General features: G+C 57.9%; 16 protein-coding genes and 3 pseudogenes. 10 read left to right on the plus strand and 9 right to left on the minus strand.

The window, feature by feature from the left end; genetic code table 11:
- Window positions 1-10: 10 nt before the first annotated feature.
- The 4 genes from LFL96_RS36060 (at window position 11) to LFL96_RS36075 (ending at window position 3682) form a co-directional block, all read left to right on the plus strand.
- A protein-coding gene (locus LFL96_RS36060) for an IS3 family transposase (RefSeq protein WP_281003999.1) occupies window positions 11-1146 on the plus strand; the annotation gives its coding sequence in 2 pieces (ribosomal slippage) (window positions 11-269 and window positions 269-1146; 1137 coding nt in all).
- A gap of 114 nt (window positions 1147-1260) precedes the next feature.
- Window positions 1261-1803: a PAAR domain-containing protein gene (locus LFL96_RS36065; RefSeq protein WP_281004000.1), complete on the plus strand. Its 543-nt coding sequence runs from the start codon at window positions 1261-1263 to the stop codon at window positions 1801-1803.
- Window positions 1800-2570 (plus strand): nuclease, encoded by a 771-nt coding sequence (locus LFL96_RS36070; RefSeq protein WP_281004001.1) that lies wholly within the window; start codon window positions 1800-1802, stop codon window positions 2568-2570. The genes LFL96_RS36065 and LFL96_RS36070 overlap by 4 nt, the downstream gene beginning before the upstream one ends.
- Before the next feature lie 5 nt (window positions 2571-2575).
- Window positions 2576-3682: a type VI immunity family protein gene (locus LFL96_RS36075; protein WP_281004002.1), complete on the plus strand. Its 1107-nt coding sequence runs from the start codon at window positions 2576-2578 to the stop codon at window positions 3680-3682.
- 122 nt (window positions 3683-3804) lie between these two features.
- Here LFL96_RS36075 and LFL96_RS36080 read toward each other — a convergent pair whose 3' ends face one another.
- Entirely contained in the window at window positions 3805-4188 is a 384-nt protein-coding gene (locus LFL96_RS36080) for a response regulator (protein WP_281004003.1), read from the minus strand.
- Between the two features lie 173 nt (window positions 4189-4361).
- Here LFL96_RS36080 and LFL96_RS36085 point away from each other — a divergent pair, with 173 nt between their 5' ends.
- Entirely contained in the window at window positions 4362-5498 is a 1137-nt protein-coding gene (locus LFL96_RS36085; RefSeq protein ID WP_281004004.1) for a sensor histidine kinase, read from the plus strand.
- A 21-nt stretch (window positions 5499-5519) separates the two neighbouring features.
- On the opposite strand, the gene LFL96_RS36090 is transcribed toward LFL96_RS36085, so the two are convergent.
- Both LFL96_RS36090 and LFL96_RS36095 read right to left on the minus strand, forming a co-directional pair.
- Entirely contained in the window at window positions 5520-5765 is a 246-nt protein-coding gene (locus LFL96_RS36090) for a hypothetical protein (RefSeq protein ID WP_281004005.1), read from the minus strand.
- 45 nt (window positions 5766-5810) lie between these two features.
- The gene (locus tag LFL96_RS36095) at window positions 5811-6053 is read right to left on the minus strand and encodes a helix-turn-helix transcriptional regulator (RefSeq protein ID WP_281004006.1); all 243 of its coding nucleotides are present in this window, start codon (window positions 6051-6053) and stop codon (window positions 5811-5813) included.
- 237 nt (window positions 6054-6290) lie between these two features.
- Between LFL96_RS36095 and LFL96_RS36100 the strand changes: the two genes are divergently transcribed.
- The 3 genes from LFL96_RS36100 to LFL96_RS36110 all read left to right on the plus strand — a co-directional run bounded on the left by LFL96_RS36100 (window position 6291) and on the right by LFL96_RS36110 (window position 9870).
- Entirely contained in the window at window positions 6291-7754 is a 1464-nt protein-coding gene (locus tag LFL96_RS36100; protein ID WP_281000477.1) for an ISNCY family transposase, read from the plus strand.
- Window positions 7755-7919: 165 nt separating this feature from the next.
- Window positions 7920-8957, plus strand: a complete 1038-nt coding sequence (locus LFL96_RS36105; protein ID WP_281004367.1) for a PDDEXK nuclease domain-containing protein — start codon at window positions 7920-7922, stop codon at window positions 8955-8957.
- 448 nt (window positions 8958-9405) lie between these two features.
- Window positions 9406-9870: a helix-turn-helix transcriptional regulator gene (locus tag LFL96_RS36110; RefSeq protein WP_281004007.1), complete on the plus strand. Its 465-nt coding sequence runs from the start codon at window positions 9406-9408 to the stop codon at window positions 9868-9870.
- A gap of 227 nt (window positions 9871-10097) precedes the next feature.
- Here the strand turns inward: LFL96_RS36110 and LFL96_RS36115 are convergent, their stop codons facing one another.
- Window positions 10098-10811, minus strand: coding sequence for a winged helix-turn-helix domain-containing protein (locus LFL96_RS36115; RefSeq protein ID WP_281004008.1), 714 nt, complete (start codon window positions 10809-10811; stop codon window positions 10098-10100).
- 254 nt (window positions 10812-11065) lie between these two features.
- Here LFL96_RS36115 and LFL96_RS36120 point away from each other — a divergent pair, with 254 nt between their 5' ends.
- The gene (locus LFL96_RS36120) at window positions 11066-11437 is read left to right on the plus strand and encodes a hypothetical protein (protein WP_281004009.1); all 372 of its coding nucleotides are present in this window, start codon (window positions 11066-11068) and stop codon (window positions 11435-11437) included.
- Window positions 11438-11486: 49 nt separating this feature from the next.
- On the opposite strand, the gene LFL96_RS36125 is transcribed toward LFL96_RS36120, so the two are convergent.
- From LFL96_RS36125 to LFL96_RS37110, 3 genes and pseudogenes are all read right to left on the minus strand, one after another.
- Window positions 11487-12941 (minus strand): cytochrome c peroxidase, encoded by a 1455-nt coding sequence (locus LFL96_RS36125; protein WP_281004010.1) that lies wholly within the window; start codon window positions 12939-12941, stop codon window positions 11487-11489.
- A 176-nt stretch (window positions 12942-13117) separates the two neighbouring features.
- A complete protein-coding gene (locus tag LFL96_RS36130; protein WP_281004011.1) occupies window positions 13118-14842 on the minus strand; it encodes an alkaline phosphatase family protein in 1725 nt (574 codons plus the stop codon).
- A 410-nt stretch (window positions 14843-15252) separates the two neighbouring features.
- Window positions 15253-15467 (minus strand): annotated as a pseudogene (locus tag LFL96_RS37110) (DNA adenine methylase); the annotation flags it as partial.
- Window positions 15468-15632: 165 nt separating this feature from the next.
- On the opposite strand from LFL96_RS37110, the pseudogene LFL96_RS36140 reads away from it, so the two are divergent.
- Window positions 15633-15908 (plus strand): annotated as a pseudogene (locus LFL96_RS36140) (IS110 family transposase); the annotation flags it as partial.
- A 677-nt stretch (window positions 15909-16585) separates the two neighbouring features.
- On the opposite strand, the pseudogene LFL96_RS36145 reads toward LFL96_RS36140, so the two are convergent.
- Together LFL96_RS36145 and LFL96_RS36150 are read right to left on the minus strand one after the other, a co-directional pair.
- Window positions 16586-16678 (minus strand): annotated as a pseudogene (locus tag LFL96_RS36145) (IS6 family transposase); the annotation flags it as partial.
- 100 nt (window positions 16679-16778) lie between these two features.
- Entirely contained in the window at window positions 16779-17699 is a 921-nt protein-coding gene (locus LFL96_RS36150; protein WP_281004013.1) for a dihydrodipicolinate synthase family protein, read from the minus strand.
- Between the last annotated feature and the right edge of the window lie 48 nt (window positions 17700-17747).

Below are 17747 nucleotides of genomic sequence, written 5' to 3' on the forward strand. Positions count from 1 at the left end.
GAGGTGAGAGATGAGCAGACGGAACCTGACGGAAGAATTCAAGGCTGAGGCGGTGCAACTGGTGGTTGCACAGGGCTATTCGATCACGAAGGCCTGCGAGGCAATGGGTGTGGGCGATACGGCGTTGCGACGCTGGGTGGCGCAGTGGCGTGCGCAGCAGGCCGAGCCGCCGCGCACCGAGATACAGGTCATGGCCGACCAGCGCCGCATCCGGGAGCTGGAAGCCCGCGTGATGGAGCTCGAACGGGAGCGCGAGATACTAAAAAAGTCTACGGCCTTCTTCGTCAAGGAAATGGATCGCTCCTCGAAGTGATCCGTTCGCTGAAGAAGGCCTGGCCGGTGAGTCTGATGTGCCGTCTGCTGGACGTGCCGCGAAGCAGCTATTACGCGTTTGCCAGCCGACCCGCCAAAGCGGGCGTATCGCCCGCGCTGCTCAAGGACATGCGCCAGATCCATATCGAAAGCCGGCGCAGTTACGGCAGTCGCAGGATGTCGCGGGCCCTGCAGTTGCAAGGTCATGCGATCGGACGGCATCGGGCCCGCTCGCTGATGCGTGAGGCGCAACTGGCGGTCGCGCGTCGCCGCACGCATCGATACCGCAAGGCTGAAGGTGATGCGCTGATTGCGCCGAACCTGCTCGAGCGCCGGTTCGAACCCGGCGCCGTCAACCGGGTGTGGGCCGGTGACATCACGTACGTCAGGACGCGGCAGGGCTGGTCGTATCTGGCCATCGTGATGGATCTGCACTCGCGCCGGATCGTCGGCTGGGCGTTTGCCATGCAGGCAGACACCGAGCTGGTCATCCAGGCGCTGGAGCAGGCCCGACGCAGCCGCCGCCCCGGCAAAGGACTGATGTTCCATTCGGATCAGGGATGTCAGTACACCAGCGAGCGATTCGTGAACGATCTGAAGGCCAACGGGATCGTTCAGAGCATGAGCAGAAAGGGAAATTGCTGGGACAACGCGGTGGTCGAGCGCTTCTTCAGGAGCCTGAAAAGTGAATGGATCGGTGAGCAGGAGTGCGGCAGCCACGATAGCGCCAGACGCGACATCACGGACTACATCCCTGACTTTTACAACTACAGGCGCATACATTCGGCGGCAGATGGCTTGCCGCCAGTGAGGTATGAAACTTCGATTTATTGAAAAGCCCCTTTGGGGGTGTCCAAAGAGGCTTGACCACTACAATAGCGGCTCCTTTTGATAGCGAAAGCCGCCCATGCTACATTCCGCCCACAATTCTGAGGGAATGTATGCATCATGGGTTTTGCATTTATTCGTGAGGGCGACACGACGACTCATGGCGGTCACGTGCTGGCCTGTAATGCAGCTAACCTTCTGCATGGCAAGCCAATCGCGCTTGTTGGCGACATGGTGTCCTGTCCGAAATGCGGCGGGGTCTATCCGATCGTCGATGTTAAAAACAGTCTGGGGGTTCGGTTCGACGATCGTGCAGTGGCGTCCGAAGGCGACAAAACCGCATGCGGCGCGACCCTTCTGGCTTCACAACACTTCGCCACGGCCTCGCCGACCTCCGGCGCCGGCGCGCCAGTCGGCGGAGGCAAAAGCGTAGTCGCGGAACAGCAGGGCGGGGACGACGCGAAATACCGTGGCCGCTTCCAGCTCGTTGACGACGCGACGCGCACGCCAATCCCGAATCATCGCTATACGGTTAAGTCTCCGGACGGCCAGATAATCCGTGGCACCACCGATGCAACCGGGCATACCGACTGGTTGAACACCCGTCATGCGGCGTCCCTGTCATTCAATCAGGCGGGCACGGCAGACCCGAGCGATGTATGAGCGGCGGCTACTCCGGGGGCTCGTCGGTCGGCGCGTCGGCGGCTGGCGAAGGTCAAACGACCGTTGTAGGGTCCAGGCAAGGTCTGTCGCCTGAGGAGAAGCAGAAGCTCTGCGATCTTATGTGTAAATGCGGGCGCATCGGCGTGATTTATCCCACGAAAACCGGAAGTCGGGTTTTAAGGCAAAAGTGTGTCGCGCAACGGTTGGACGCTGACAACAGTGTTTCAAAAGCAATGACAGGCAAGCCGACTGAATACATGCCGGAGGTCGCCTATGATATGAGTCCGAAACCTCCGGAACCCCCTGTGCCGATCATGTCCGACCATGACCCTCTCACGCGGCATAGTTCGATGATCGACTGGATTCGCAGTCAATGGCCCGGCGGAATGGGTGGGTACGTCAAGGGAAAAAAAGCTGGGCTCGATCAGATTCGACGTCCCGATGTGGTGATCGTCAACGATCCAAACCAGCCGCCGGTCCAGTCCAACATCAAGGCGGTCGTTGAAATGAAATTCGACGACGAATTTGGCTACGGCCAGGAAATGTCGTATCGCCGGATTGCCGGCGATAAGAGCAAATACGTCGCGTTGAAACGGGCGGATTGTGGATGCGGCGACGACGACCCGCAGAAAACGACGGCCCGTTCTGCAAAAACGCAAACAGATATGGATGAACTTTTCGGTAACAAGGCAGGTGGGCTTAACGCGAGCGGCCCATTCGGCCTGCCATCGATACCGCCGGTTAGCCCCGGCGCTGCTTTCCCCTGAAGATCATGACAAAAGACGAACTCACGGCATGGGCGCACGACCCTCGACGGCAAGACACGCTGCCATTTGGCTTGTATGAAGAACCCTACCAAAAGGCGATTGTCGGTGCAGCTCTCGTTATACGCGGCGTAATTTATTTCGCGGGTGGGCACACAAAACCCGTTCGCGAAACTCTCGTTCAGTGCTACGAGCGATATATGAAGGCAATTGAACAGTATGCCGAAGTATTTGCCGAGGCAGCAGAAGCCCCCGCCTTGAAGACAAGCCCTATGCGCTGGTTTTACGAGGAAGGAAAAAAACCGGTTGAATTTTCCAAAGCGCGAAAATTTCCCGTCCTCGCGCGTAGCCAGCCGGGCAGCGCGCTACTCGTATCTAAAACGACCAGCGCCCAACACAAGTTCGCATCCGGCTTCTTTGCATTCGGCGTGTTCTGTTTCGAAGACTGGCAGGCGGACTATGGCCTCGACACGATCGAATTCAGTGTGCCGCGCAGGTTCCTGCAATTATGCCCAGGTGTGTTCGAAGAGCTATTCGCTGCATTCGTTGAGTCTCTTCCGACCAGATGGGGGCACGCCGGTCTTGGCGTCAATCTACCTCCTACGGAGCGGGAACCCAACGAAGCGAGTGAATATTTCTGGGCAAGACTGTACGGGCCAGGCATCGACGTGGGTGATCCGATGGGCCAGGAAACAGTGACAATGCACGGTCGGATCAAGTCCGTTGACTGGCTCACCGCAATTGACGCAGATTTTGTTCGTCGCGTCGGTGGTGCTGACAGGCTCATGCTGCCGCCGGACTGGTTTCGGAAAACAACGTTGCGTAGTGGTGGCCTGATTATCCAGGCTGGCCCTGAGCCGGCTGCGGGCGTACTGAAGGGTAACGGCGTTCCTCCCGGCCCTCCCGCCGCGTACGTTCTGTTGAATCAGGCGTTACGGCCAATCGTGGCGGACACTGCGGACATTCTGCAAAGCGGTACAGTGAACAGTACGGCTCCCGTACTCAACACGCGTGTGGCGACTGAAGCGTGGCTGAGGCGATTCGACGTTCCCGCTGACAGCATCAACCGCTATTGGATCGAATTGCACAGAACACCAAAATTGTCATCAAACTGATAGAAAATTATCGCTCAGGCTGCGTCGTGCCTGCACGCACAGGACGACGTAACGCAATGGACGCTGCCATCGGAACGGCTTGCGCACGCTCGATGTGGAAACGCCGCTGCTTCAGAGACGGTTTAATTGCTTACTTCGCGCAGAAGAAGCAGAAGCCTGTCCAGGGACTGAGCTTTCTGGCAGTAAGCATCGAAGCCTGCCGATATTGCGGGTTTGACGATCGTTCCCTCGTCCTGAGCGGTGAACGCGATGATGACCGCGTCCCTTGTTTGTGGTGTCTGACGCAGCAGCCGGGCAACGGCAAAACCGTCCATTCCCGGCATATTGATGTCCAGGAGCGCAATCTGTGGCGCTTCGAGTGCAACCGCAGTAGCTACTTCCGCACCGCTGACGACGAACTGCGTGCCGTAGCCCGAAAGCGAGAGGAACGTGGCAATCGCCTCCGCGCCGTCGCGATAGTCATCGACGACCAGTATGTGAACCGGCAAAAGGACCGGTGGCCTCACCGAGCGTCCAGTCCAGCGTGTGATACGGGAAAATAGAGGCATGTGTGGTTAGAATATTTAGCGGTCTCACAGCGGGACTATAGCGCGCAACGCCCGTACCAGGCGCCATTCTGACGACAGACTGCGCACGAACGCTCGCGCCGCACCCTGTCTGCCTTCGCAACGAGGATTCGATGACCCTGTCAGACTTTATCGACTCGCATCTTGAGGCACTAATTGATGACTGGACCGCTTACGCGCGGGCACTCAGTCCCGCAGAAAGCCAGCTTACAGACGAACAGCTCCGCAATTCGGCGCGCAACCTGTTGACGGGCATCGCGGCAGATATGCGCGAACTTCAGACCGCCCGGCAGGCGGTTGAAAAGTCGCATGGCGACCGGCCGTCCCCCAATTCAGCGTTTAATTACGTTGGACGCCAGCACGCAGACGACCGTCTGGCCCACGGCTTTGATGTCAATGACGTTGTGGCTGAGTTTCGGGCGCTACGGGCCAGCGTCCTACGGAGATGGCAGGCGGAATGCCTCATCGACGCCGCAAGCTTTCACGAGATGATCCGTTTCAACGAAGCGGTCGATCAGATGGTTGCGGAGTCGGTGCGACGGCACTCGCAGCGCTCCGAACGCATCCGGGATCTGTTTGCCGGCGTGCTTGCTCATGATCTGCGCTCTCCGGTCGGCGCGATACTGAACTCGATACAGGCGGTTCAGCTCGACAAGAAACTCTCGTCTACGAGTCTTCGGGCGATCACCATTGCGCTAGCCAGCGCCATCAGGGCGAAACGGCTGGTTGATGACCTCTTTATCTTTGCGCGCGCGCGCCTCGGCTCCGCGCTTCCCGTGGAGCTGACGCAGCAGGATATGGGACGCATCTGTGAAGGGGCGCTCGAAGAGGTGCGCGCCTCGCATCCAGACGCAAGTATCCGGCTGCAACTCAAAGGCGAACTCAGCGGCGTGTGGGATGGTGCAAGGATAGGGCAGCTATTCGTCAACCTGCTGACCAATGCCGTCCAGCACGGTTCGGCGGACGTGATTCTGCATGCAGATGGCAGCGTCACCGATAAGGTGACTGTTGCCGTTTGGAATGGCGGCGACCCGATACCGGAGCAGGCGCTTCCGACCATTTTCAATCCCTTAACCCGTGTGAGTCTGGAGCGCGAGCAAGGGAGCAAACCGTCTGGCCTTGGGCTCGGTCTTTTCATTTGTCGCTGCATTGCCGAGGCTCATGCAGGAACAATCACTGCGGAATCGAACACGGACGGAACCGTCTTCAAGGTCCAGATCCCCTGTTTTCCAGCCGATCGCGCTGACTGACTATCTGGGTCAGCGCGTCGGTCAAGGGCGGTGGTGGTAGGCCGGTGGTCCGGCGGACGCGACCAGCGCGCCCGCGCGCCACATTCGGGGCAGCTCGACGACAAGCGCACGCCAGCGCGCCAGAACGTCCGGGAATTTACCTTCGCGTTTTGACCGGCGTATCTTGTCGACGACGTTCCAGCCGCGCACGTACAGCGCGAAACTCCGCTGGCTGGAAAGATAGTGCGAGGCGTGCACACCGACCCAGGCGAGCAGTTCAGCGGGCAAGACATCAGGCGCTGCGGGGTCGGGCTCGATGTTGGCGATGACGGATCAATCGTCTGCTGCGGCCGGATGCGCGGGAGTAGCCTGAGATTGAGCTTGGGGTGACGTGGCCTCGCGTGCCAGCAGCCGAAGCAGTTCAATGCGGTGCCAGGGGATCGGCGAGCGGCCGGCGATGTAGTTGCGGATGGTTCGCGAGCAGCAGCGCAGTTTTCGGGCGACTTCGGCGATGGAAAGACCGCCAGTCAACGCCAGAAACTCATGCAGGCCGCCATGTCGTTGCTTTGCGAACACCTGGGAACCCCGTGAAGTCTGAAGGGCGCGCAATCTAACGTAAACATTACAAATCTGCAAAATGCGATACGAATTGTAAGAAACGTAGAACCGAGGGTAGCGAGATCATTTGACATAATGGTTTTTATCGTATTTTTAATTGTTAGTCCAAAGTTCAGATGTCGTGTTTCCGCTAAATTGAAATGTCGTGTTTGCGGGTTCAGGCTGGTGGCCAGCTTTGCTTGAGGGGCGCTGGCCATGAACGCAACTGGGACGATCACCATGTCGATGACCGAGCTGGACCGGTTGAAGGTGGTACAGGCCGTTTGCGAGCGGCGTCTGAAGCCCGGCCAGGCGGCGGACCGGCTGGCGTTGAGCGTGCGTCAGGTCGAGCGGCTGGTGCAGCGCTACCAGGCCGCAGGTGTGGCCGGACTGGTGTCTGGCAGACGTGGGCGCCCGGGCAACCATCAGTTATCCGATGGCGTGGCGCGACGCGCGCTGGCCATCATTCGCGAGCGCTACGCGGATTTCGGGCCGACACTTGCGTGTGAGAAGCTGCGGGAATGTCACGGCATCGGTCTGTCGGTCGAGACGGTGCGCGCGCTGATGATTGCTGCTGGTCTGTGGATTCCCCGCAGGGACCGGCCGCCCAAGGTGTACCAGCCGCGCAACCGCCGCGCGTGCCAGGGTGAACTGATCCAGATCGATGGCAGCGACCACCGCTGGTTCGAGGACCGGGCGCCGGCCTGCACGCTGCTGGTGTTCATCGACGATGCAACGGGTCGGCTGATGACCCTGCACTTCACGGCGACCGAGTCGACCTTCAGCTATTTCGAGGCATTGCATAAGTATCTGGGTACACACGGCAAGCCGGTCGCGTTCTACAGCGACAAGGCCAGCGTCTTTTATGTGAAGGGTCGCTCGGAGACCGCGGGCAAAGGCGTCACGCAGTTCGGCCGCGCACTGTACGAGCTCAACATCGAGACTTTCTGTGCGAACACGAGCCAGGCCAAGGGGCGTGTCGAGCGGGCCAACCTGACGCTGCAGGACCGTCTGGTAAAAGAGTTGAGGCTGCGCGGCATCAGTTCGCGGGAGCTGGCCAATGCGTATGTGCCCTCCTTCATCGCGGACTTCAACCGGCGATTCGGCAAGCCCCCGAAGAGCGACCATAACGCGCATCGGCCGGTGCGTGATGACGAGGACCTGAGGCAGATCCTCGCCTATCGCGTGGCGCGCAAGGTCACGCATTCGCTCACCGTGCAGTACGACCGCGTGATGTACCTGCTGGAGGACACGCTGGCCAATCGTCGCCTGATCCATGAATACGTGGAAGTCGTCGAGTATCCGGATGGCAGCATCGAGGTGCAGGCCGATGGGCGTGTCCTGCCGTATCGCGAGTATGACCGGATCACAAACATTGACCAGGGGGCGGAAGTCGATAACAAGCGGCTCGCGAGTGTGCTGGAGGTAGCCCGTTGCGTGCAGGCGATGCGTGACGATCGGCGTGCAGCCGGTTCACCCTCACGCACGCACATTGGTGAAGCGGTGCGGGCGAAGAAAGCGCTCATCGGGCTGAAGAAGCAGCGGGCCATTGAGCTTGCCGACATCAATGAAGCTGTCTGTCAGGTCGGTACAAAAACAAGGCGGCAACGGGGGGCGGCTGCGCCGCCCCACCCCAAAAACACAAGAATAGGTACAGCAAAACACGACATTTCAATTTAGCGCAGACCACGACATTTGAACTTGGCGGAGACATTAATGAGGGTGCGATGCTATAATCAAGACGACTCTGGCCTAGGCCGCGCTTGTCGACTGCCGGCTCTCCCGGGATAATTTCCTTTCGGGCGCGACAGCCGGTGCCTGCCAACGAAACGCACGACCATAGATCTGGGCACGCCCGCGTGGGCTGAAGACTATCGTCAATGGTTCGCCGGGCTCAAGCAGCGGGTCGAGCGCGCGCGGCAGCGCGCCATGGCCAGCGCAAACCGTGAGCCGGTCGCGCTGTACTGGCAGATTGGTTGCGACATTCTCGACCGGCAACAGAAACAAGGGTGGGGTGCGGGCGTCGTCGACCAGCTCGCGCGCGATCTCAATGCAGCATTTCCCGACATGCGCGGGTTTTCGCCGCGCAACCTCAAGTACATGCGCGCCCTCGCGCAAGCGTTTCCGCAGCCGGAATTTGTGCAACAACCCGTTGCACAATTACCGTGGTCGCATATTGTGACGCTGCTCGACAAGCTTGACGACACCTCGCAGCGGCTCTGGTACGCGGAAAAGTCGCTCGAGCACGGCTGGTCGCGCAGCGTGCTGACCATGCAGATCGAGACAGCCGCCCATGCGCGTGGCGGCAACGCTGTGACGAATTTCGCCGACCGGTTGCCGCCACCGCAGTCCGATCTCGCTCGCGACGCCCTCAAGGACCCTTATATCTTCGATTTCCTCGGCCTGACCGAGAATGCCCAGGAGCGCGACGTCGAGCGCGCGCTCACCCAGCACATCACCCGCTTCCTGCTCGAACTGGGCGCCGGCTTTGCGTTCGTGGGGCGTCAGTACCGGCTGGACGTCGGCGGCGAGGAGTTTTTCGTCAACCTGCTCTTTTACCATCTGAAGCTACGCTGCTATGTCGTCGTCGAACTGAAAACGACGCCGTTCAAGCCCGAATACGCGGGGCAACTGAACTTCTACCTGTCCGCAATCGATGCCCAGGTCAAGTCGGCCGAAGACCAGCCGACCATCGGCCTGCTGCTGTGCAAGGAAAAGAACCGGCTCGTGGCGGAATATGCGCTGCGCGGCGTGACCAACCCGATGGGCGTAGCCGAATATCAGCTTTTGCGCGATGTGCCTGAATCGCTGGAAAGCGGTCTGCCATCAATCGATCAGATCGAGGCGGAACTCCGGCCCGATCTGCCCGATGCACAGGAGTAGTGATCAGCCCGGATGACTCAGGACGTGCATCCATCGTTCTGATCCGTGCCTATGTACCTGCGCTGCCTGTCCCGCCAGACTGCTGCTTCGCTTCAGCCACCAATTCCTTGCGCGCCTCAATGCCAGCAGCCGTGAACGCGGTTACGGAAACCAACTGCTCAGCGGGGACGTCCAGATGGGGATTCCGTGCAAATCAACAGAGCAACCCTACAACGAGGTCTATCAGTTCCTAACTGCGTTGCTGTATAAATTTACAACTGCGCGCGACATACCTTGACGCTCCCCCTGCCCCATGCTGGCATAAAATCAGCGCAGCCCGCAGAAACGCCGGCGCATTTGCGCAATGTTTGGATATCAACAATCGTGCCGTCGATCACGGGTGCGGAGTCACCGTTTGGCACAATACCTTCCAACGCACTTCCAACGCCCAGAAACGGAGGACCGGCAGATGAGCGATAGACAAGCCAACGATAAAACACCATGGTTCCCACCTTCATCGAAGCCTGTGCGCAAGGGGCTCTACGAGAGCCACTGGTTGATTGGATCGCAGACCAGATTGCGGTTTTGGGATGGGGTTTTCTGGCAAGTGGACGGGCAGGTATGTAGCGAACAGGACCTCACATGGCGAGGCCGCGCTTGTCCCGATAGAGACTATGTTGTAGACGACGTTTCAGTCCATTTCACAGAGAGCCCGTCAATTCCGCAGAATATAAGGAACGCGGTTGCGGGTGGCATAACGCCGGCGAAAGCATGGCGCCAGCATCTTGGACTGAAGCAGGCTGAAGTTGCCGCCCGCATAGGCATCAGTAGGCCAGGCTACGCATTTCTCGAGCGAAAAAAGCGGCTAAGTGAGCGCACGCGAGCAAGCGTCGCTGCCGCGTTCGGTATTGCAGCGGAACAATTAGATTTGTGAATGGAATTACTTTTGATCGCAAGTGATTCCTGCCGCGTGAGGATCCGAGCAAATGGCGGCGATCGTATAGTTGGTTCTTGATGTTGAGGGGCGGCCAAGGGCGCGTAATCCGGATTGTGCGCCAATCCCCAACGTGAGCGGCACCGCCTTGCGGTTAATGGTCACCGCATCAATCAAAGGCCTTGCGATTTGCAAAGATCATATATCAAAGCAACTTTGCATCGCCCTTAAGCCGACACCTTCGGTATATCGATACGATATCCTACCTTGGGCACCGTCTCTATGAGGCAGGAACGTCGAGCTTCGCGCAATACCTCCCGTATTTTGTAGACGTGAACATCTACTAAGCGCGGTGAAACCGTGCCATCTTCCCCCCAGACGCTCTTCAGGATAGTCTCGCGCGACAATACCTGACCGGCATGTTTTATCAGCAGCCGAAATAATTTGAATCCGGTCGGGCACATATATAGGTCCACGCGCTCGCCAGCATCCATCACAAAAAGAGTGCGCGTATTGGGGTCCAGCGTAAGCCCATCGAATACAACAATCGTCTCGGGCGGCGAGACGAGACGCGGACGCAAAATTGCTTTGACGCGTGCGTAGAGTTCGATGGGAGAAAATGGAGTTGTGACATAGTCGTCGGCACCAGCCGCGAGTGTGTCGATACAGTGATCTTCGTCGGCCGCTGGAGCAATGACGATCACCGGAAGATGCCGCGTACGCACCGATGATCGAAGCGCTTTCAGAAACGACTTATGTCCGAGGGCCGTCTTGCTGCTTGCCATTATCAACGCAGCGGGCAAGGGGTCATACGCCAACATTGTGACTACAGCATCCAGGCTGACCGCAAGCTCCGGATGAAATCCGTAGCGAACCGCATTGGTCCAAAGAACTTCCGCAGATTCAAGGTGCTTTTCAAAAAGCACAATACGCCCACTCATTCTGTTTTTTCCTGCTGAGGTGACGTTCGCTTCGTCGCATCGTGCTCACCGGGCAACGTGCGTCGTTGTCGCGAACACACATATCTTACAAGCCTGGACGTACACGTCGAGCCGCCCCTCGGCTATCTTGCATACAAACTGACCTTGCGTGTCAGCAAGATGCGCTCTGTGAGGGAAGAATTCGAAGCATTGGCCTGCAACCGTCACAATAGCAGCACACAATACCGCACTCATTCCTTTTGAATTTTCATCAGATGAACAAACCAATGGCTGCCGCAGTACTTGTCGCACTTTGTTCCGTCGCACACGCGAGTTGGGCATCCGATGCGAACAATGGCTTTCTCACCGGCAAGTTCTTCAAAGGAGGAAGTCCATCGCTGCGTACCGCATACGTAATCGGCGTGCTCGATGGCTTCTCCTATGCGCCAGCCTTTGGCGCACCGGATGCAAAAATCAGCAAACTGCAGCGCTGCATCGGAGCTATGCATGCGGATGCAAGTCAAGTCGGCACCATCGTCGATAGATATCTGGACGCTCACCCGGAATCATTGAACGATAAGATGCAGCCGATAGTCCTGCGCGCCATGCGACAGGCTTGCGCTGGCAATGGAACTTCGATTGAGTAAACGATCGAGGGGGCGTACTCCCCCTCTTTGTTGTACCGATGCTCGTTAATTACTTTGGCGCGGTCTCGTAGCCGTCATTCAGTGTCTTCACGAAGGCAATGATGTCATCAATGTCCTGATCCGTCATGGCGGGTTTATCGCCAAATTTTCGATCAAACGGAGCGTCCGCGACATCGATATTTGCATGATACTTTTCAGGCAAGTCGTCATATACAAGAACCTTGCCCGATGCGTCGTGCGGATAAATTTTTCCCGGGCTAGTGTTGCGCAGATTGTAGAAGTCCATAACCTGCTTAAGATTGTGATAGACGCCGTTGTGGAAGAATGTCCCGCGCGTTGCCGAGTTACGCAACGTCGGCGTCAAAAACATGCCGCAATATTGCGTGTCCTTCGGCATGTCGGTCCGGAAGGGGCCACATACGCCCATATCGTAGAACTTCGGATCTTTGTTTTGCGCGAGTTCATGATTGCGTGGAACGCCGAGAGCTTCGTACTGCGTATCCGTAAACACTGGGGGTAGCCCGTCCGAGCTAGGCCGGCTCAGATGACAACCCGCGCAATTCGCTTTGTCCTTGTCGTTGAATAAACGCAAGCCATGCAGTTCAGCCTGCGTAAGACGCGCATGCCCTTCAAGCCAAGCGTCGTACTTACTCGTGAACGGATGAAACGCCGGATCTTCGAACTGGTATCGACCAATTGCAAACATAGCTTCTGATACGAGCAGGTTCGGGTCGCTGATCACGCGCGGCCCGAAGAGTTGCTTCATCGTGCCAATATACTTCGAGTGCAGTAGTTTTTCTGCAACGGCCTGCACATTCGGATTTGCCATTTCAACCGGATTCGTCAACGGTCCGATGGCCTGGTCCTGAAGAGTGCTCGCGCGGCCATCCCAGAAAAAGCCACCTTGCGGCACCATCGCAGGCGCGGCAGGCGCAACGCCAGCAGTCTTCTGCGCACGTTGCACGCCCTGTGCGGCGGAAGCCAGTACGTCGAGACTGACCGGTGCAGCATCGGTATCACCTTGATCCGGGCCGATACTGAACGGCGCTTGGCGGTAAAGATATGCGAGCGACGGCGACGGCCGATAGCCGGCGTCTTTCATTTGCGGGCCACCTAACTGCACTGAGAGGTCGTTCGGCGGTCCGAACGAATGCTCAGCGCTATGGCACGACGCACACGACTGCTTACCCGACGCCGACAACGACGGGTCGTTGAACATGTCTCTGCCTAGTATTGCAGCTGCACTCAGCGGCGCAACCGGGGGGCGCAAGAGTGTGATCGGGTGCGCATTAGCGCCTGTCAGGTCCTCGATCTTGTCACCGATCACCGCGGGCATACGCTCGGGGTAGATCAGCGCATAGCCAACGACGACGATGCATGCCAACGCAATAGCCACTAATACCCACAAAATCCGGCTTCGCAGCGAATGCGAGGTAGCGTCAGGCGACGGACCGCTTCCACTCGGAAATTGAGAGGGCAAAGTGGCATTCGAAGGAGTGTTCATGGCAATAGCTTTAGTGAATCTGAACTACATATAAGGAAGTCGAGCCACCGCACCGGCTGGCTCGACGCCTTTACTAACTATCGTTCTTCGACACCCTTTTCACTAGATGGCGCGCCGCACGAATAACTAACACCCCTGCGGTACGGCATTAGCCAAACTGGATGTCGGCTGCGAACTCAGTTCGTAGCTGGAGCGGACGACAGCTTGGTGCCCGCATTCGTATCCAGGAAGACTACCGGCGTGCTGCCGCCATTCGTAAAATCAAACAGCGCATTGAGGCTACCCGTCGTCGCGTCATGCGAGCCGCCACCCAAGCGGGTACCACCGAGCCAGTTGTCCTCGATGAACTTGACTACGGATGCTTGGGTGATCAGCGTATGGTCGACATAATTGCTACGTGCGTACGGCGAGATCACGATAAGCGGAACGCGCGTGCCCGGACCGCAACGGCCGTTCACAGCGGCCGCCGTCACGCCGACACCCTGCGTAGCGCCGGTTGCGTTACACGTACCTGCGCCGTTCAGTTGGTCGGCGGTTGCGTCGAACGACGAAGTCGTCGGCGTCGCATACGCATGGTCGTACCAACCATCCGAATCGTCGTACGTGATGATAACGGCAGTGTTCTTCCAGTCAGGCTGTTGCTGAAGGAAGTTGACGACCTTGGTGTAAAACGCCTGTTCGTCAATCGGATCCGAATTGCCCGGATGACCGTCACCAACTGCGGGCGCCTTCAGATAGCTAACCGACGGGAAGTTGCCCGAGGAAACAGCAGCGAAGAAATCGTTCACGTCGTACTGATGGTGAACCGGCGTAGCAGTCGAATCGAGCGGATCGGTTTGGCCGATAAGCGCGGTAGAAGTCGGGCGCGTGTGCGCGAGATTAGCGGTCGTCGGGTAGTACTGGAACCAGTTGTGATGCGGCACATAGTCCGTTTTCGTTGCGCCGAGGACCGGTGAATACGTGCTTCGCTTACAACCTGTGGTGCCGTTCGGATTCGTGGCAACGAGGCTAAAGCCGCCCATGAAGCCGCCCCACGTAATGTTCTTCGCGTTGAGCAGGTCACCGATGTTCTTGTTGGCCGCCGACATTTGCACGTTGTCGTTAGTGGCTGTCGAAGAGCACAGATCGCCCGTAGGGTCCGAGTCGCCATTAACCGTGAAGCCACCGGCACCGTCGGCAATAACGTTGTCGCCCTGCGCTGCACCGTTCGCGGGAACACCACCGTTCGTTTGACCCGAAATCACTTCAAGTGCGCCTGGCGTCGACGGACCATACGTGTCCGTGTACATGTTGTCGCTCATTGCAAAATTCTGAGCGTAGTTCCAGAGCGCTGTAACCGTATTGCCGTCGAAGTAACCCATCACGAGGCCCGGCGTGCCGAACGTCGAACCGCTACTCGCACCGTTGTTACCGGTGTACTTGGGAAACAGGTCAGCCGCGCCATTGTCATAGGCAAGCTGTTCGTTGCGATAATCGTGCGACTGTCCGTTCGTGTTTGCCTGACTGCGATCGAGGCGGAACGGGTTGATACCGCTACCTGCAGCAAACGCATTGTTCGCCGTGTTCAGGAAGTTCGGGTTGCTCGTCAGAAGCGACTTCTGATTCAGATTGTTAATCTGAGTCGGCGTATTTGCAGACGCCGTAAATGCCGGCTCACCAACCGGATTCTGCGCGTTCGGATAGGTACCAAAGTAGTGGTCGAACGAACGATTCTCACCGAAGATCACCACCAAGTGCTTGATCGGGGTCGCCGTCGCCAGCGAGTCCTGTGCGGATACTGCCGCTGCCGGCGCAGAGGCAGCAGGGGCCGCAGAGGCCGGACTGTCATTGTTATTTCCGCATGCGCTCAGCACGAACAGCGCCGCTGCAAACGGAATGGGTAAGAGGGTTCTACGAAACATTAGGGGGCTCCACATTCGCTAACCAGGCCGTCCATCGATGTGCGGAAGGTGCTGGCGATTGTTGTTAGAAACGCGACTGCCAAACTATTGATGAAGCTGGCGAATTGGACCACTAAAGAATGAAAGTTTTCGGGCAACATTCTGACCAAAGCCTTTCAATTGCGCAGACGTCTGTCTTTTTGTGCTGTATTTCGAGTGAAAAGCGCTACATCTCCAAACGCAAAGTCGAATCCTTGTTCGCGGAGCTTCTAGTCCAGCAGCGCTTACTATTCCGCACCCCGAGTTGCTTGCGGGAAGGGCTCATGGATAGATAAACCCGATGTTCGTCAGGCTTACGTTTCGTCTGATAAGAGGAAATTCATTGGCTTCTGCGTCAGGTGAGATCGCGGCCCATGCCGGCCCAGTCCAAGTTAAAAAAGACCTGCCGGCTGCGCGGCCTCGTCCCAGCTGAAAATTATCACTTCCTTACGAATTGCTTCCTTGCCACCGCCACCGACGGTGTATTTGATATCGACAGTCGCGATGTGAAAACCTACAAACGCACTACGGATCGCAGGATGGTCGTTCAGGCTGACAATCGCCTTCCCTTAATCGTCCGCAACCGGCGCGCCATTTGTTCATATTCACTAACGCAGATGGCACTGAACCGCCCCGGATTTTGTGGAGGCTTCAACTCCTGAGAGAAATGGTATGGACGCCTCCCTCCCGCATCGCGAGGCACTGGCCTTCGACGTGAGCGCGCTCATAGCGCAAGATCACATGAATCTTCACGGCGAAGCGGAGGCTAGCGATGAATCTGACACCGGTTGGGATCGACATTGCAAAGACTGTTTTCCAGGTGCATTACATAAATCAGGACACGGGCGAGGTCGTGAACAAGCCAATCAGACGCGCTGCGTTTCTCGAGCATTTCGCGAACCGGGCTCCTTGCCTTATCGGAATGGAAGCGTGCGGCGGAGCGCATTACTGGGCACGCAAGCTGATGGAGATGGGGCATCAGGTAAAGCTGATGCCAGGGGAATTCGTGAAGGCGTTCAACGTTGGAAACAAGAACGACGCAGCGGATGGCCAACAAGATGGCCCGCACGATCTGGGCTGTGCTAGCGCATGAGCGCAAGTTCGACAAAGGGTACGTCAGCGCCAAGGCGGCATGACCGTAGGTGTAGCGTATAAGATCAACTTTTATAGGATAGATCGTCGAAGGTTGCGCGGGCGTTTTGCGTGTGATGACAGATCAGGTAGGACCGTGACTTGCCAAACCTGCGTAGTTTGCGGAGCTCAAGGCTCGTTGAGGCAAGTAGGCGCAAGTCAGCGGATTTCATCGGGGCCTGCAGCAGAAAACCAGCTGCAACAAGGCCGGATATACAGCTGCAACCCATCCTGTCCGTCTACGCACAAGAGAGCTTGCTCAGACGGGAGACGTTCATATACAAACTACTATCGGCAACTTGAAACAGCTGCCGCTGAACCCGCATTAACTTAAACCAACCAGCCGCCACGATTCCCGGGGCGGTTCACTGGTTCGAATCACATACGGCTTACTCAAAAGATTTATGGGCCTACATGCGAATGCACGTAAGCCCGAGTAGCAGCGAACAGCCGGTCTGTGCCTTCAATTGCCAACTCATAATTCTCGGTGTACTGGCTTTCGCGCACGTTGCGCCGACGACATAACACGGAGTGCACGCCCGAACTTAATTGTCAGGCGGCCGTTTCGACGCTGCGTTCGAGGGGCTACTTCTGGCTGAGTTGAAAGCGGAAATACCAGCGAACCGAACAAGCAATCACGGCAGCGGCGTAACGATGCCGGTGGTACGGGGATCTGGACTGGCGCATCCCGACAATCTAACCGTTGCCCTCAGATCGCACTATCGAACCAGCTCGGCCAATGTGACAATGTCCAACGTATTTATCGTCGCGTTGAAGCGCGCGATGCTCAACGTCCCCACCGCAACACGAGCGGATCGAGCCTGCGCGCAACCTTGAACAAACCCTCACGCGTTGCCGGGTGCAACGGCGCAAGCGGATGGCGCACGGCATCCGAACGGATCACGCCGCCCTCTTTCATCAACGCCTTGCACGCGCTCAGGCCGCACTGCCGGTTCTCGTAGATGATGAGCGGCATCCACTGCTGATACAGCGCGGCAGCATGTTCATGGTCGCCCGCAAAATACGCATCGACGATCTTGCGGATACCGTCGGGATAGCCCCCGCCCGTCATCGCACCCGTTGCGCCTGCATCCAGATCGGGAATGAGCGTGATGGCCTCTTCACCGTCCCACGGACCCAGCACCGCGTCGCCGCCCAGTTCAATCAGCTCGCGCAGTTTCGACGCCGCTTGCGCGGTCTCGATCTTGAAGTACGACACATTGGCGATTTCTCTCGCCATCGTCGCCAGAAACGATGCGGATAATGGTGTGCCTGCTACCGGCGCGTCCTGAATCAGGATCGGAATGTCGATCGCGTCCGACACGGCGCTGAAAAACGCGTGAATGCCGCGCTCGCCGACGCGAATGGTCGCGCCGTGATACGGCGGCATCACCATCACCATCGCGGCGCCTGTATCCTGCGCGGCGCGGCTCCGTTCAGCGCAGACCTGCGTGCTGAAATGCGTGGTCGTGACGATCACTGGCACGCGGCCCGCTACGTGATCGAGCACCGCGGACTGCACGGCGCTACGTTCGTCGTCGGTCAAGGCAAATTGCTCCGAAAAATTCGCGAGTATGCACAGACCGTTCGAGCCCGCATCGATCATGAAATCGACCGCGCGTTTCTGGCCGTCCAGATCAAGGCGGCCCGCGTCATCGAAAATGGTGGGGACAACCGGAAAAACGCCGCGATAAGGGGTGTGGGTCATGAGGATCGCTTCCTGCTTGTCGTGTGAGTCGGGTGTGAATGTGCGAAG

It is taken from the genome of Paraburkholderia sp. D15, from assembly GCF_029910215.1.
Taxonomy (GTDB): Bacteria; Pseudomonadota; Gammaproteobacteria; order Burkholderiales; family Burkholderiaceae; genus Paraburkholderia.

Coding starts and splice junctions, on each gene's coding strand:
- LFL96_RS36115 (WP_281004008.1), bottom strand. CDS start 10,811: ATGAGTGGGCGTATTGTGCTTTTTGAAAAGCACCTTGAATCTGCGGAA.
- LFL96_RS36075 (WP_281004002.1), top strand. CDS start 2,576: ATGACAAAAGACGAACTCACGGCATGGGCGCACGACCCTCGACGGCAA.
- LFL96_RS36100 (WP_281000477.1), top strand. CDS start 6,291: ATGAACGCAACTGGGACGATCACCATGTCGATGACCGAGCTGGACCGG.
- LFL96_RS36110 (WP_281004007.1), top strand. CDS start 9,406: ATGAGCGATAGACAAGCCAACGATAAAACACCATGGTTCCCACCTTCA.
- LFL96_RS36070 (WP_281004001.1), top strand. CDS start 1,800: ATGAGCGGCGGCTACTCCGGGGGCTCGTCGGTCGGCGCGTCGGCGGCT.
- LFL96_RS36125 (WP_281004010.1), bottom strand. CDS start 12,941: ATGAACACTCCTTCGAATGCCACTTTGCCCTCTCAATTTCCGAGTGGA.
- LFL96_RS36130 (WP_281004011.1), bottom strand. CDS start 14,842: ATGTTTCGTAGAACCCTCTTACCCATTCCGTTTGCAGCGGCGCTGTTC.
- LFL96_RS36065 (WP_281004000.1), top strand. CDS start 1,261: ATGGGTTTTGCATTTATTCGTGAGGGCGACACGACGACTCATGGCGGT.
- LFL96_RS36085 (WP_281004004.1), top strand. CDS start 4,362: ATGACCCTGTCAGACTTTATCGACTCGCATCTTGAGGCACTAATTGAT.
- LFL96_RS36120 (WP_281004009.1), top strand. CDS start 11,066: ATGAACAAACCAATGGCTGCCGCAGTACTTGTCGCACTTTGTTCCGTC.
- LFL96_RS36150 (WP_281004013.1), bottom strand. CDS start 17,699: ATGACCCACACCCCTTATCGCGGCGTTTTTCCGGTTGTCCCCACCATT.